Here is a 13,622-nt window from a genome sequence, read left to right on the forward strand (position 1 = left end):
GTGGTGATCGACCGCTGGTACCCCAGCTCCAAGACGTGCAGCGCGTGTGGGCACCTTCTTGCCAAGCTGTCGCTGAGTACCCGGCACTGGACGTGTCCGGGCTGCCGCACCCGGCATGACCGGGACCTGAACGCGGCCAAGAACATCCTGGCGGCAGGTCTTGCCGTGTCTGCCTGTGGAGCTGATGTCAGACACTCGGGGTTCTCCCGGGTGCAGTCGGCACCGAAGCAGGAAAACCCGCGCCGCGAGGCGCGCCGCACAAGCGGCGACCGGTCCTAAGGCCGGTGGGAATCCCTCGGCTTCGGTCGGGGGAGGAAGTCAAGTCGAGAACACCTCTTCGATGCGGTGTCGGCGGTTCTCCATGCGGACGAGGGCCAGGCCGAGGTCGGCGACCGAGTCGCGGACGACGTCGTACGTGGTCTCGCCGGCGATGTCGATGAGCAGCAGGCGGCCGTCCGGGTGGACGCGCAGCCCGGTCGCCGCGAGGTGTTCGCCGAGGCGGTCCATCTCCTCTTCGACCTCGACCGCGAGCACGCCGCTCGCCTGCGTGAAGGCGGCGACCGCCTGCGAGCGCAGCAGGCGCCCACCATCGATGATCACCAGGTGGTCGGCGACCCGCTCCAGCTCACCGAGGAGGTGCGAGGTGACGAGGACGCTGATGCCGAACTGACTGCCGATCCGCCGGACGAGGGCGAGCATCTCGTCGCGTCCGGCCGGGTCGAGGCCGTTGGTGGGCTCATCGAGGAAGACCAGCTTCGGGTCGTGGACGAGCGCCTGGGCCAGCTTGACGCGCTGGCGCATGCCCGTGGAGTAGCCGCCGATCGGGCGGTACCGCTCCTCGTACAGCCCGACGTGGCGCAGGGTGTCGGCGGCGCGCTCCCGCGCCGCGGTGGCCGGCAGGCCGGACACCCGGGCGACGTGCACGATGAACTCGGTGGCGGACATGTCCGGCGGAAGGCAGTCGTGCTCGGGCATGTAGCCGACCAGCTCGCGGATCTTCATGGACTCGCGGGCGATGTCGAAGCCGAGGACCTGGGCCTGGCCGCTCGTGGGTTCGAGCAGGCCCAGGAGGATCTTGATGAGCGTGGACTTGCCCGCACCGTTGGCGCCGACGAGTCCGACGACTCCGGGCTCGATGTCGACGGTCAGCTGATCCAACGCGAGCACGCCGGGGAAGCGCATCGTGAGCCCCCGGGTGGCGATGATGGACATGATCCGAACCTAGTGGAGCGGCGGCGACCACGTCGTCACTCTTCGGCACTATGCCTTGCCCGTCTTTGGGATGATTCGGCGCATCTTTCGGACGGCGCCGTACATGCCGTCAGGCGCTACGTCCGTGCGGTAGGGCGCCGCCGCCTCCTTCGGGCGAGGGCGCCCGGCCCGCTGGCCGCTCGGTGGCCCGGTGATGAAGGCCAAGTCCGCGCGCTCCTACAGCGTCTCTGACTAGCCTAGTGATCCCCGATGTCGCTCAGGGATGTGAGCCAATCGCCTTCGTGCCCTGGTACTGAACGGCGGAAGCCGACAGCCCTCGTGGCACGTCCCTCCGGACGCTAATCGATGAGGTCTGGTGACCCCACCGAGGAGGGTGCCCGACGTCGCCTGGGTACCGGGCGTGCATGTGACATTCTGTCACGAGATCGCCATGGATCGCTAATCCGGCTGGTGAGCCTCGGCCGCACGCAGGGCGAGTACGACCACCTGGTGCCGCTCGAACTGGGCGGCGCGCCGGACGACCCGCGCAACCTGTGGGTCGAGCCGGGGCACATCCCGAACCCCAAGGACTCGGTCGAGCACAAGCTCAACGACGCGGTCTGCTCCGGCCTCGTCCCGCTCGCGAGGGCGCAGCAGGCCATCGCGGTCCGGTGGGTCACAGCGTTCGACGACACCGGCCTGCGGGTGAGCGGCAGCAAGGTGTGCCTGCGCGACGATCCGAGCAGGTGCGCGGACAGCCGGCACGGCGGCAGCAGGGACGGCGACTGATCGACGACGGCGGGCACAGACCGGCGGACCGGGATCGGCAGTGACATTCGTACCGATCCACTGTGGATCGATGGATCTGCCGGGTGACCCCCCGTTCCGGCGAAGCTCGCATCACTGAAGCAAGCCGAGCGAAGGAACGAGCACACGACCATGCGCGCCAAGGGCATCAACTACGACACCGGCTTCTTCCCCGGCGGTAAGAACTCACGAGAGGTCTTCGAACCCGACGTCGTACGACGGGAGATGCGGATCATCGCCGACGACCTGCACTGCACCGCCGTACGGATCTCCGGTGGCGACCCCGAGCGGCTGACCGTCGCCGCCGAGCACGCGGCAGCGGCCGGCCTGGAGGTCTGGTTCGCGCCGTTCCCCTGTGAGCTCACCCCGGAGCGGATGCTGGACCTGTTCGCCGACTGCGCCGAGCGCGCCGAGGCGATCCGGCGCGGCGGTACCGAGACCGTCCTGGTCACCGGCTGCGAGGTCACCCTCTTCGCCGACGGGTTCATCCCCGGCGATGACGTCTTCGCCCGGATCGCGGCCCTGACCTCCGGCGACCCGGCCGTGTACGCGACCTTCGGTGAGCTCCCCGGCAAGGTCAACGCGTTCTTCGCCGAGACGGTGAAGGCCGCCCGCGAGCGGTTCGGCGGCCGGATCACGTACGCCGCCGGCCCCTGGGAGGACCTCGACTGGACGCCGTTCGACATCGTCTCCGTCGACGCCTACCGCGCCGAGGAGAACGCCGAACGGTACGTCGAGGAGCTCCGGTCGCACTTCCGGCACGGCAAGCCGGTCGCGGCTTCGGAGTTCGGCTGCTGCACCTACCGGGGCGCCGCCGCGCGCGGCGGGATCGGCTGGACGATCGCCGACCGCGAGTCGGACCCGCCCCGCCTGAAGGGCGTCTACGTTCGGGACGAGGCCGAGCAGGCGACCTACATGCGCGAACTGCTGGAGATCTTCGAGCGGGAGGGCGTGGACAGCGCCTTCTGGTTCACCTTCGCCGGGTACCAGCTGCCGCACCGCCCGGACGACGCGATCCACGACCTCGATATGGCGTCGTACGGCGTCGTCAAGATGCTGGAGAACGGCCACGGGACCGCCTACCCGGACATGGCCTGGGAGCCGAAGGAGTCCTTCCACACCCTCGCCGCCGCCTACGCGGGCTGATGCCCTCGGCCGTGGAGCGCGCCCACGTCGATCGTCGCGGCCAGCCAGGCCAGCGGCGATCCGGCGGTCCAGGCCAGCCGTGTCCGGCGCACAGCCGGCCGTCGCCCAGCGGCTTGGTCACCAGACCCGGCCAGGGGCCGCCGGTCGCGGGGAACACGCCGACGGCGCCGCCACCGCTCACGATCGCCGCCGCCGTCGCCTGGTCGGCGCCGAAGTACCGGAACCGCGGCGTGTAGCCCGCCCGCTCGCAGGCGATCCGCAGGCTCAGCCCGAGGCCGTCGGAGCGGTCGCCGGGGGCGACCCAGGTCTCTCCGGCCAGATCCTCGAGCGTGATCGCCCGCCGATGGGCCAGCCGATGCGTCGGCGCCAGCCCGACCAGCAGGGGTTCGGTGCCGAGATCCCGGACGCTGAACTCGCGCAGCGAGGGCGCCACCACGTCCGGGAACTCGCCGACGACCGCGAGCGCGATCTTCTCCGTGCGCAGCAGATCCAGCACCGTCTCGGAGCACGACTCCAGGTAGGTCAGCTGCTCATGGCGGGGAAACCGGTCCTGGATCAGCCTGGCGATCCGGAGCACCCACGGCCCGTCCACTCCGCCGAGCGCGATCGCCTCCGGCAGTTCGGCCGGCCGGGCCAGGGTCCTCGCCGTGGCGACGAGGTCGCCGAAATCGTCGAGGAGCTCCCTCGCCCGGCCCAGCACGTGCATGCCCAGCTCGGTCGGGACGACGCCGTCCGCCCGGCGGCGGAACAGCGGCCCGCCGAAACCCTGCTCGATCCGCCTGAGCTGCGTCGTCAGGCCGGACTGCGCGATCTTCATGCTGGCGGCCGCGCGGCTGATACTGCCCGCCTCAGCGACGGTCAGCACGACCTGCAAGTGGCGTAGCGCGATGTCCACGTCCTGCCCCCAGTTCTGATCTCCGTGGCCGGAAGAACCCGATGACGAGTACGGCGCCGGCCAGGGACAGCAGTGCCGTCCACACGGCCGTGACGCGCATGGCGTGCAGGTAGGCGTGGTCCGCGGCGGTGAGGAGGTCGGGCCGGTGCAGCGACCTCGCCAGGGCGCGGGTCTCCTCGGCCGAGTCCAGGGCCCGCTCCCGGAGCCGGCGGGGAAGTCCGTCGACCGTGGGCCCGATCGCCCGGCGGTAGCCGGCGGCGAGCACCGAGCCGAGCACGGCGACCCCGAGTGTGCTGCCCACCGGCCTCGTCGCCGCGCTGACCGCCGCGCCGGCACCGGTCTGGGCGGGCGGCAGGACGGTCATCATCTCCGTGGTCATCGGTGCGACGACGAGCCCGACGGCGGCTCCCTGGACCACCAGCATCACCACGAACCAGGCCACCGGGGTGCCCGCGTCGAACGCCACGTACGAGCCGAACGTCGCGCTGGCGAGGAGGATCCCGGTCACCGCGGCCCAGCGGACGGTCAGCAGCCGTGTGACGGCAGGGGAGACCTGGTTGCCGAGGACGATGCCGCCCGCGGCGGCCATCATGACGGCGCCCGCGGCCGGGGCGGACAGGCCGTGCACCCCCTGCAGGTAGAACGCGCAGTAGAAGAGCTGGCCCGCCAGTCCGAAGAACAGGAGCAGCAGCGTCACGCTGCCGCCCGCGAACCGCGGCTCGGTGAACAGGCGCACGTCGAGGGACGACCCGGCACGCGCCCGCTGGACGAGGACGAAGACGGTCAGTACGGCGAGCCCGGCCAGCAGCGGCGTCAGGGTCGCCGGGCTCGTCCAGCCGGGCCGGCGGCCGCCCTGGATCACGCCGTACACGAGCAGGCTCAGGCCGAGCATGGACAGCGCCAGGCCCGGCAGGTCGAGCGGCCTGCGCTCGGGGTACCGCAGTGCGGGCACGAACAGGACGGCGCCGAGGAGGCACACGGCCACGACCGGCACGTTGACCAGGAAGATCGCTCCCCACCAGAACCGGCTGATCAGCACGCCGCCGACCACCGGCCCGAGCGCGACGGCCACGCCGCCCGAGGACGCCCAGACCGCGATCGCGCGGGTCCGTACGGCGGGCGCGGTGCCGCGCGTGACGATCGCCAGCGTCGCCGGGGTGATCAGGGCGCCGCCCGCCCCCATGACGGCGCGGGCGGCGATCAGTTCCGCGGCGTCGGTGGAGAACGCCGCCGGCACCGACGCGGCGGCCAGGGTCGCCAGCCCGGCGACCAGAACGCGGCGCGGCCCGTAGCGGTCGGCCAGCGCGCCGCCCGCGAAGCTCCCGGCGGCGAAGACGAAGGAGAACGACGCGACCGCCCACGCCAGGTCCGAGGCGTCGGCCCCCAGCCCGCGGACCGGATCCGCGAGCGTCTCCATCGCGATGTTGAGGACCGTGTTGTCCAGCAGGACGAGCGTCTGCGCGAGGACGGCCACGGCGACGGTCCACCACTGCCTCTCGCTCACGGCTCCAGCGCCCGGCGGCCCGCGACGACGATCCTGGCGAACTCCGCGACCCGGCGGCCCAGGTGCTCGGCGGTGGCGAGGTCGGACTTGTGGACCGTGCCCGTCCGGTCGTCGACATTGGACTGGGCGGCGGCTCCGTGATAAAAGCCGAGTCGATTCAGGTCGAACTCGCTGCCTGACGAGGAATTCCAACCCGGAGGCAGGCCGAGATTGACCCAAATCATGCCGTGCTGGGCCGCGAGCGTGGTGAAATATTCAAGGGTGCTGGACTTGTCGCCCGCCATGGAGCCGGAGTTCGTGAAACCGGCGGCCACCTTGTCCTGCCATCGGCGGGTGAACCAGCGCTTGGCGCTCGCCTCGGCGAACGTGTGGAACGCCGCCGAGGCGGTGCCCATGTAAGTCGGGGCGCCGAAGACGATCGCGTCGGCGTCGTCCAGCCGGTGCCAGTCGGCGGCGCCGATCCGGTCGACGTGCACGTGGCCGACCTCGGTCAGCGGGACGCTGTTCGCGCCGGCGGCGACGGCCTCCGCCAGCCGTCCGGTGTGGCCGCGCCCGCCGTGGCAGGCGATGGCGACGCGTACGGGGTCGGTGGATGCGGTCAAGCCGGCCTCCTCGAGTACCCGGTTCCCGTGATGCGGGAATGGCCGCCCTGGAGCATCTCAGGCGATTCTCAGAGTTTTCTCAGAAAGCCATAACCCGCGAGTTATCGCGAGGTGATATCTGCTGCCCTTCGCCGTGGTCGTGTCATTCTGTGCCCGGGTGTGATCATGACGGTGTCCTGCCCGTGTGAAGAGGTGTGTCAGGCCAATGGCAGATATCGGGAAGTCAATGCGGATGCGGAGACTCTCGGCGCCGGGCGATGGAAAATACCTGTTCGTCCCGCTCGACCACAGCGTCTCCGACGGTCCGGTCGTGCCGCAGGCACGTTGGAACGGCCTCGTCCGCAGCCTGGTGGACGGTGGCGCCGACGCGATCGTGGTGCACAAGGGCCGGGCGCGCACGATCCCGCCGGGCGTGCTGCGCGGCTGCGGGCTCGTCGTCCACCTGAGCGCCGGGACCGCGTACGCCGCCGACGTCGACGCGAAAGTGCTCGTCGGCGAGGTCGAGGAGGCCGTCCGGCTCGGCGCGGACGCCGTCAGCGTGCACGTGAACCTCGGCTCGGACACCGAGCACCGGCAGCTGACCGACCTGGGGACGGTCGCCGCCTCCTGCGACGCCTGGAACATGCCCCTGCTCGCGATGGTCTATCCGCGGGGACCGCGCATCGCGGACCCGCACGATCCGGCGCTGCTCGCGCACGCGGTGAACGTCGCGGCGGACCTCGGCGCCGACGTGGTCAAGACCGCGGTCGCGCTGCCGCTCGAGCGGATGGCCGAGGTGGTGGACAGCTGCCCCATCCCGATCCTCGCCGCGGGCGGACCGCCCGACGGTTCGGATCTGATCGACTACGGGACCGCGCTCATGCTCGCCGGCTGCCGAGGCCTCGCGGTCGGCCGCCGGATCTTCTCGTCTTCCTCGCCCGCCTCGCTGGTGTCGCGGCTCGCCGCCGTGGTCCATGCGGGTCAGGGGAGGGCGGCTGTCCAGTCCCCGAGCGGAGCGAGGGAACCGAAAACACAGTCCGCACGGGTCGCCTCTCCGACGAAGGAGGGCTCCGACCCGACGATCGCGACAGGTGCCGTATGAAGTTCGCATGGATCGACCTGCGGAACGTCCCGCAGCCACGGATCGAATCCGTCCTCGACGCCGCCATCCACGCCCGGATCGAGGGCGTGCTCAGCGATGACGAGGCCGTCCTGACGTCGCTGCCCCCGACCGTCACCGGGGTCAGGACGACGACCGTGACCGAGGAGGCCCAGTTCGCCGACCTCGGCGACGACACCGTCGCCTGGGTCGACGTGGTGGACGAGCCGACGCTGCTCCTCGCCTGCGCCGCCGCCGTCGCGCTGCCCTACACCGTCGTCCACTTCGCGGACCCCACCAAGATCCCCCTGGAGATCGTGCTCGCCGCCGCCGACCGCTCCGCCGGGAAGCTGGTCACCGTCTGCGCGGACCTGGAGGAGGCGGCGATCGTCCTGGACGTGCTGGAACGCGGGTCGGAGGGGGTCCTGCTCGCGCCCTCGAGCGCCGACGAGGTCTTCGCACTGGCCCGGCTGCTGGAGGCCGACTCCCCGAAGCTGGAGCTGACCACCCTCACCGTCGACGGGATCGAGCATCACGGGCTGGGCGACCGCGTGTGCGTGGACACCTGCTCGCACTTCGCCGAGGACGAGGGCATCCTCGTCGGCTCGTACTCCACCGGCTTCATCCTGTGCTGCAGCGAGACCCACCCGCTGCCGTACATGCCGACGCGCCCGTTCCGCGTGAACGCCGGTGCCCTCCACTCGTACGTGCTCGGCCCGGACAACCGGACCAACTACCTCAGCGAGCTGCGCTCGGGCAGCACGACGCTGGCCGTGGGCGCCGACGGCCGGACCCGCCGCGTCGTCGTCGGCCGGGCCAAGCTGGAGTCCCGGCCGCTGCTGACCATCACCGCACGGTCCGCTGACGGCGTCGTGGTGAGCCTGACCGTGCAGGACGACTGGCACGTACGGGTGCTGGGCCCCGGAGGGAAGGTCCGCAACGTCACCGAGCTGGCGGCCGGCGACGAGCTGCTCGGCTACCTGGCCACGGACCAGCGGCACGTCGGCATCCCCATCGGCGAGTTCTGCCGGGAGACCTGATGGGCGACATGCGGGAACTCGTCGGGGGACTCTTCGACGCCCACCCGGGCGAGCGGCCCTTCCTCGTGCACGGCGAGCACACGGTGACCCGTGCGGAGACCCGTGCCGCCGTGGAGTGGGAGGCGGGGGTGTTCGCCGGCCACGGCGTCGGCGAAGGGCACACGGTCATGCTCCAGGTGCCGCCCAGCTGCACCCAGATCGAGGCGCTGCTGGCGCTCTGGAGCCTCGGCGCCCAGGTGATGCTGGTCGACCACCGGCTCAAACCGTCCGAGGTGGACACGCTGCGCGCGCTGTGCCGGCCGCAGTACCTGGTCCGCGCCGGTGCGGGCCGGTCGCCGCTCGGGTTCGAGCCGCGGTACGAGCTGGTCACCGTGTGCTGCCCGGACGGCGCCCCGGCCGCCACCGCGCACCGGCTCGTGCAGTTCAGCTCCGGGTCGACCGGGGTGCCCAAGGTGATCGGGCGGACGCCGGCCTCGCTGTCGGAGGAGATCGACCGGTTCACCCGGATCGCGGGCATGCCGACGGCCGGCGAGCGGGTGCTGCTGCTCAGCTCGACCGCGCACAGCTTCGGCCTGATCGCGGGTCTGCTGCACTCGCTGGTCGCGGGGGGCGCGGTGGTGTTCGCCCGCCGCGTGTCCGCGAAGGACATCCTGGCCGCCGCCGAGCGGCACGACGTGCAGGCGGTGTTCGGCACGCCGTTCCACTACGAGCTGCTCAGCACCGCCCGTACGCTGCCCGACCTGCCCGCCCTGCGGGTGGCGGTCTCCGGCGGGGAGATCATGCCGCCGGAGACGGCCGCGCGGTTCGCCGACCGGTTCGGCCTCGCGGTCGGCGAGTCGTACGGAACGACCGAGACGGGCGTCATCGCGATGGACGTGAGCGGGGCGACGCGGCCCTCGGTCGGCCCGGCCGCCCCCGGCATCCGATTGCGGATCCACTCCGGCGAAGTCGAGGTACGGCTCCCGGAGGGATCGCCGTACCTGGTCGACCCCGACGGCGGCCGGTACGTCGACGGCTGGCTGCGCACCCACGACCGGGCGGCGCTCGACCCCGACGGCAACGTGCGGTTGCTCGGCCGCGGCGACTCCCTGGTCGTCGTCGGCGGCCTCAAGCTCGACCTGGCCGAGGTGGAGGCCGTGCTGCGCGCGCATCCCGGAGTCACCGGGGCCGTGGTCGTGCACGCGGGCGCCGTCGAGGCGTACGTCGCCACGGGTCCGGACGGCGCCCTGTCGCCCGGCGAACTGCTGCGCTGGTGCCGGGACCGGCTGGCCGACTACAAGGTGCCCCGCGTCATCCAGGTGCTCGCCGACCTGCCGCGCACCTCCAACGGCAAGCTCGTCCGGCGTCGCGACGCGCTGCTCGCCCAGTCTTCCGACCGCCGATAACCGACAGAAGGGCCCTGCCATGCAGACCACCTTGCAGGAGGAGATCCGGGCGTTCGTGCTCCACACGATCGTCGAGGACATGAACCATCCGCTGGACCTCGAGGAGGTCACCGACGCCAGCCCGATGGGGACCGGCGGCATCGACCTGGACTCGCTCAGCCTGATCGAGCTGACGATGCGGCTCGAACGCCGGTTCGGCGTGGAGTTCCCCGACACCGACATCGAGCCGGTCGGTGCCATGACGCTGAGTGAGCTGGTCGCCGACGTCGTCGAGCGGGGCGCCACGGCATGACCGCGGAGTCCGGTTCCCGGGAACGGATCACGACCGACGTCGTACGGGAGCTGCTGTCCGATCCCAAGATCTTCCCCGGCGTGCCCGCCGGGCTCGACGACGACGCCGAGATCGCGCTGGACTCGCTCGGCGTGGTGTGGTTCCTGCACCAGCTCGACCTGCGCTACGGCCTGGAGATCGAACCCGACGAGGAGCACCTCACCGGCTTCACCTCGATCCGCCGGATCACCGAGTACCTGGCGGCCGTCCATGAGTCGTGAGGTCGTCGTCACCGGGTTCGGGGTCCGTACGGCGTTCGGCGCCGGGGCGGACGCCGTACGGGAGGGCGTGTTCGACGGCAGGCCCGCGTTCAGGCCGATCACCCGCTTCGACACCACGCCGTACCGCACCGCCGTCGCCGCCGCCTACGGGCCGCTCGCCCCGCTGCGCGAGGTGCTGGCCGAGGTCGCCTTGGCGGCGGCCGGCATGGCCGCACTGCCGAAGGGCGCGCGGGCCGCCGTTCTCGTGGGGACCGCCGGCGACTTCACCGGCCTTACCGGCTTCTGGCGCGCGGCGGAGTCGCCGGGCGACACCGCGGAGACCGTTCCCGCCTGGCAGGCCGGGGCCCTCGCGAACGAGCTCGGCGTGCGCGGCCCTCGCCTGGCGTTCACCAACGCTTGCGTCGCCTCCGCGACGGCGGTCGTCCACGCCTGCTCGCTCATCGCCTCCGGCCGGGCCGAGATCGCGGTCTGCGCGGGCGGCTACCTGGTCGAGGAGGAGAACCTCGCCAAGTTCGGCTCCGGGCTCGCGCTGTCCCACGACGGGATGGTGCGGCCGTTCTGCGCCGACCGCAGCGGGCTGCTGCTCGGCGACGGCGCCGCCGCCGTCGTCCTCGAGTCGGCCGAGAGCGCGCGGAGCCGGGGCGCACGGCCGCTCGCCGCGCTGACCGGCTGGGGCGCCGCCGCCGACGCCCACCACGTCGCACGCCCCCACCCCAAAGGCGTCGGCCTGGCCACCGCGGCCCGCCGGGCCTTGAGCCGCGCGGGCGACCCGCAGATCGACTACGTCAACGCCCACGGCACCGCCACCCGGCACAACGACCCCGCCGAGACCCGCGGGCTGCGCACGGTCCTCGGCCCGGACGCGGACTCGGTACCGGTCAGCTCGACGAAGAGCACGACCGGCCACCTGCTGGAGGCGTCCGGGGTGGTCGAGCTCGTCATCACCCTGCTCGCGATCCGGGACGGAGCGCTGCCGCCCACCGCGGGCTTCACCGAGCCGGACCCGGGGTGCGACCTCGACTGGGTGCCGAACCGGCCCCGCCGGGCCGAGATCCGCCGCGCGATGACCATCAACGCCGCGTTCGGCGGCGCCAACACCGCGCTGGTCCTGGAGCGAGCATGATCGCCGCGATCGCCGACGCCTCCGCGCCCATCGTCTCCGGCTTCGTCGAGTCGACCTTCAACCCGATGGTGTACGACGCCGTGCACCGCTGCCTGACCGAGCGCCCGGGTGACGGCGCCCGGACCGCGATCGTCCTGGGCAGCATGATGGGCGACGCAGCCACCCTCGACCTCGGCAGCCGCCTGCTGTCCGCCGGGCAGACGCACAACCCGCTGCTGTTCATGCAGAGCACCGCGAACGCCATCCTCGGCCGGCTCAGCCTGGAGTTCGCCGTCACCGGGCCGCTGCTCTGCCTGTCCACCATGGACGACGTCGCGGCAGAACTCCTGGCCACCGCCGAGCTCCTGCTGGAGGACGAGGAGCTCGACCGGGTCGTCATCGTCGGCGTCGAGCTGACCGGCACCGACCGCACCGCCGCGGCCTACCGCGAACTCGGCGCGGTCCCGCCCGCCACCGACCTGGCCGTCGCGATCCTCATCGACCGCGGCGACCCGTTCCCCGACCCGCCCGCCGACACCCCGTCGGCCGAGCACGGCAACCTGCGCGGCCTGGTCGAGCTGGCCGCCCGGATCCAAGGGACCACGCAATGATCACGAAGGAAGAACGCGCGCAGATCTTCGCCGACGCCTCCCTCGGCGCCGGCAACGTCATTCACCGCATCAAGGCGTACGGCCGGCCGCTCGACGAACCCGTGCTGTGGACGGACGGGACCTGGCAGGCCCCCGACGGCGGCCATCCCACGGTCCTGACCCTCGGCGAACTGCACGAGGTCGTCGAGACCTACGCGGGCTGGTACCACGCGCGCGGCGTCCGGCCCCGTGACCCGGTGGCGATCCAGACGTACTCCAGCACCGAGTTCGCGATCAACTTCCTCGCGCTGACCTCACTGGGCGCCATCCCGTCCTTCGTCAACGGCAACCTCCGCCCGGAGATCGCCCGCGAGTACGTGCGCCGCCAGGGCGCGGTCGGCGCGATCACCGACCAGGCCCACCACGCCGTGCTGGCCACCGATCTGGACCTTGGTTTCTGCGTCACCGCCGCCGACATCCGCTCGGAGAACCGCGAACCGCTGCCCGCGACCTACCCGTACGCCCACCACGCCACCGACCCGATCATCATCTCGCACTCCTCCGGCACGACCGGGATGCCCAAGGCCGTCCCGCACACCCACGAGACCCTGCTGTACGCGCAGCTGCACCGGCTGAAGCTGTCGGTCGGCTCCGCGATGGGCCGGCTCCTGGTCGCGCTGCCCGGCTCCCACAACGCCTCGATCTCGGTCATGCTGTTCGGCTTCCTCCTGCGCTCGCCGGTCCTGCTGCTGTCCAGCCAGCGCGGCGCCGACGTCCTGGACGGCATGGAGGAGTTCCGTCCCACGACGGTGTTCGCGTTCGCCGGCACGTACGGGGAGATGGCCGCGCACGACCTGTCCGCCCGCGACCTGGCCAGCGTCGAGGCCTGGTACAACACCGGCGACGCGGCGCACGAGGCGCACATCAAGGCGCTGATCGCGCAGGGCAGCCACCTGACCGTCGGCAAGGACCTCAAACGCCACCGCGTACCGGGTTCCGTCTTCACCGACGGGCTGGGTTCGTCGGAGACCGGCTACTCGCTCTTCCACAACGGGCACCGGCCGGGCCGCGCGTCGTTCGAGCGCTGTGTCGGCAAGCCGATGAGCTTCGCCGAGGCGGCGGTACTGTCCGAAGACGGCCGGCCGCTGCCACCCGGCGAGATCGGCCGCATCGGCGTCCGCTCGCCCACGCTCACCCCCGGCTACTGGAACGACTCGCTGACCTTCCACCGGCTGCGGCTCGGCGGCTACTGGCTCACCGGCGACCTCGGCTACCGCGACGAGGACGGCAACTTCTACCACCTCGACCGCGCGCCGGACGCCATCCGCACCGCCGCCGGGGTCGTCTTCAGCACCCGCACCGAGGAACTCCTCCTGCGCGAACTGCCCGACCTCGACGACTGCACCGTCGTCGCCGTCGCGCCGGAGGGCGTACGCGCCGACTGGGACGGCGACGGCCTGGCCGACGCCTACGTCCTCCTCCAGGTCAGAGCCGGGTCGGAGTCGCTCGACGCGGAGTGGACGGCCCGGATCAACCGGGTGCTGCAGGAGGGCGGCCTGCCGTCGCTCACGGGAGCCCTGCGCATGGACGCGAGCGACGTGGTCAAGGGCGCCACCGGCAAGGTCCTCAAGCGTGAGATGCGCGAACGCTTCCGCGCCCGCGTGGCCGCCGGCGAGTTCGGCGGAGCACCCGAATGACCGTGAACGAAACGGGTCCGGCGGCTGGGGTGC

At 71.9% G+C, this 13,622-nt stretch carries 15 protein-coding genes; 11 read left to right on the plus strand and 4 right to left on the minus strand.

The features are described 5' to 3' along the window. The coding region (locus AB0I04_RS30730; RefSeq protein ID WP_360892079.1) for a zinc ribbon domain-containing protein at positions 1-279 on the plus strand (279 nt) is incomplete at its 5' end. Positions 280-318: 39 nt separating this feature from the next. On the opposite strand, the gene AB0I04_RS30735 is transcribed toward AB0I04_RS30730, so the two are convergent. Next, the gene (locus tag AB0I04_RS30735) at positions 319-1,212 is read right to left on the minus strand and encodes an ABC transporter ATP-binding protein (protein ID WP_360892082.1); all 894 of its coding nucleotides are present in this window, start codon (positions 1,210-1,212) and stop codon (positions 319-321) included. A 450-nt stretch (positions 1,213-1,662) separates the two neighbouring features. Between AB0I04_RS30735 and AB0I04_RS30740 the strand changes: the two genes are divergently transcribed. Together AB0I04_RS30740 and AB0I04_RS30745 are read left to right on the plus strand one after the other, a co-directional pair. Continuing rightward, the gene (locus tag AB0I04_RS30740) at positions 1,663-1,980 is read left to right on the plus strand and encodes a hypothetical protein (protein ID WP_360892085.1); all 318 of its coding nucleotides are present in this window, start codon (positions 1,663-1,665) and stop codon (positions 1,978-1,980) included. A gap of 150 nt (positions 1,981-2,130) precedes the next feature. Continuing rightward, positions 2,131-3,144, plus strand: coding sequence for a hypothetical protein (locus AB0I04_RS30745; protein WP_360892088.1), 1,014 nt, complete (start codon positions 2,131-2,133; stop codon positions 3,142-3,144). Here AB0I04_RS30745 and AB0I04_RS30750 read toward each other — a convergent pair. The 3 genes from AB0I04_RS30750 to AB0I04_RS30760 are packed head-to-tail and all read right to left on the minus strand — an operon-like array spanning position 3,047 to position 6,145. Beyond that, entirely contained in the window at positions 3,047-4,039 is a 993-nt protein-coding gene (locus AB0I04_RS30750; protein WP_360892091.1) for a LysR family transcriptional regulator, read from the minus strand. The genes AB0I04_RS30745 and AB0I04_RS30750 overlap by 98 nt on opposite strands. Continuing rightward, a complete protein-coding gene (locus tag AB0I04_RS30755) occupies positions 3,993-5,543 on the minus strand; it encodes an MFS transporter (protein ID WP_360892094.1) in 1,551 nt (516 codons plus the stop codon). Before AB0I04_RS30755 ends, AB0I04_RS30750 begins: the two co-directional genes overlap by 47 nt. Beyond that, positions 5,540-6,145: a flavodoxin family protein gene (locus AB0I04_RS30760; RefSeq protein WP_360892097.1), complete on the minus strand. Its 606-nt coding sequence runs from the start codon at positions 6,143-6,145 to the stop codon at positions 5,540-5,542. The genes AB0I04_RS30755 and AB0I04_RS30760 overlap by 4 nt, the downstream gene beginning before the upstream one ends. A 205-nt stretch (positions 6,146-6,350) precedes the next feature. Between AB0I04_RS30760 and AB0I04_RS30765 the strand changes: the two genes are divergently transcribed. From AB0I04_RS30765 to AB0I04_RS30800, 8 genes are read left to right on the plus strand one after another with little or no spacing between them, the layout of a single operon-like run. After that, positions 6,351-7,226, plus strand: coding sequence for a 2-amino-3,7-dideoxy-D-threo-hept-6-ulosonate synthase (locus AB0I04_RS30765; protein WP_360892100.1), 876 nt, complete (start codon positions 6,351-6,353; stop codon positions 7,224-7,226). After that, the gene (locus tag AB0I04_RS30770; protein ID WP_360892103.1) at positions 7,223-8,263 is read left to right on the plus strand and encodes a 3-dehydroquinate synthase II; all 1,041 of its coding nucleotides are present in this window, start codon (positions 7,223-7,225) and stop codon (positions 8,261-8,263) included. The genes AB0I04_RS30765 and AB0I04_RS30770 overlap by 4 nt, the downstream gene beginning before the upstream one ends. After that, a complete protein-coding gene (locus AB0I04_RS30775) occupies positions 8,263-9,648 on the plus strand; it encodes a fatty acid--CoA ligase family protein (protein ID WP_360892105.1) in 1,386 nt (461 codons plus the stop codon). The genes AB0I04_RS30770 and AB0I04_RS30775 overlap by 1 nt, the downstream gene beginning before the upstream one ends. A gap of 19 nt (positions 9,649-9,667) precedes the next feature. Continuing rightward, positions 9,668-9,940: an acyl carrier protein gene (locus AB0I04_RS30780; RefSeq protein ID WP_360892108.1), complete on the plus strand. Its 273-nt coding sequence runs from the start codon at positions 9,668-9,670 to the stop codon at positions 9,938-9,940. Further along, positions 9,937-10,200, plus strand: a complete 264-nt coding sequence (locus AB0I04_RS30785; protein WP_360892111.1) for a hypothetical protein — start codon at positions 9,937-9,939, stop codon at positions 10,198-10,200. The genes AB0I04_RS30780 and AB0I04_RS30785 overlap by 4 nt, the downstream gene beginning before the upstream one ends. After that, a complete protein-coding gene (locus tag AB0I04_RS30790; protein ID WP_360892114.1) occupies positions 10,190-11,323 on the plus strand; it encodes a beta-ketoacyl-[acyl-carrier-protein] synthase family protein in 1,134 nt (377 codons plus the stop codon). The genes AB0I04_RS30785 and AB0I04_RS30790 overlap by 11 nt, the downstream gene beginning before the upstream one ends. Next, complete coding sequence (locus tag AB0I04_RS30795; RefSeq protein ID WP_360892117.1) at positions 11,320-11,913, plus strand: beta-ketoacyl synthase N-terminal-like domain-containing protein; 594 nt, start codon at positions 11,320-11,322, stop codon at positions 11,911-11,913. The genes AB0I04_RS30790 and AB0I04_RS30795 overlap by 4 nt, the downstream gene beginning before the upstream one ends. Continuing rightward, complete coding sequence (locus AB0I04_RS30800; RefSeq protein ID WP_360892120.1) at positions 11,910-13,589, plus strand: class I adenylate-forming enzyme family protein; 1,680 nt, start codon at positions 11,910-11,912, stop codon at positions 13,587-13,589. The genes AB0I04_RS30795 and AB0I04_RS30800 overlap by 4 nt, the downstream gene beginning before the upstream one ends. Positions 13,590-13,622: the final 33 nt, after the last annotated feature.

Source organism: Actinoallomurus sp. NPDC050550 (assembly GCF_040655075.1).
Classification (GTDB): domain Bacteria; phylum Actinomycetota; class Actinomycetes; order Streptosporangiales; family Streptosporangiaceae; genus Actinoallomurus.

Excerpts from the sequence above, each read along its gene's own strand:
- AB0I04_RS30735 (WP_360892082.1), bottom strand. The coding sequence starts at position 1,212 with ATGTCCATCATCGCCACCCGGGGGCTCACGATGCGCTTCCCCGGCGTG.
- AB0I04_RS30745 (WP_360892088.1), top strand. The coding sequence starts at position 2,131 with ATGCGCGCCAAGGGCATCAACTACGACACCGGCTTCTTCCCCGGCGGT.
- AB0I04_RS30765 (WP_360892100.1), top strand. The coding sequence starts at position 6,351 with ATGGCAGATATCGGGAAGTCAATGCGGATGCGGAGACTCTCGGCGCCG.
- AB0I04_RS30770 (WP_360892103.1), top strand. The coding sequence starts at position 7,223 with ATGAAGTTCGCATGGATCGACCTGCGGAACGTCCCGCAGCCACGGATC.
- AB0I04_RS30775 (WP_360892105.1), top strand. The coding sequence starts at position 8,263 with ATGGGCGACATGCGGGAACTCGTCGGGGGACTCTTCGACGCCCACCCG.
- AB0I04_RS30780 (WP_360892108.1), top strand. The coding sequence starts at position 9,668 with ATGCAGACCACCTTGCAGGAGGAGATCCGGGCGTTCGTGCTCCACACG.
- AB0I04_RS30785 (WP_360892111.1), top strand. The coding sequence starts at position 9,937 with ATGACCGCGGAGTCCGGTTCCCGGGAACGGATCACGACCGACGTCGTA.
- AB0I04_RS30790 (WP_360892114.1), top strand. The coding sequence starts at position 10,190 with ATGAGTCGTGAGGTCGTCGTCACCGGGTTCGGGGTCCGTACGGCGTTC.
- AB0I04_RS30795 (WP_360892117.1), top strand. The coding sequence starts at position 11,320 with ATGATCGCCGCGATCGCCGACGCCTCCGCGCCCATCGTCTCCGGCTTC.
- AB0I04_RS30800 (WP_360892120.1), top strand. The coding sequence starts at position 11,910 with ATGATCACGAAGGAAGAACGCGCGCAGATCTTCGCCGACGCCTCCCTC.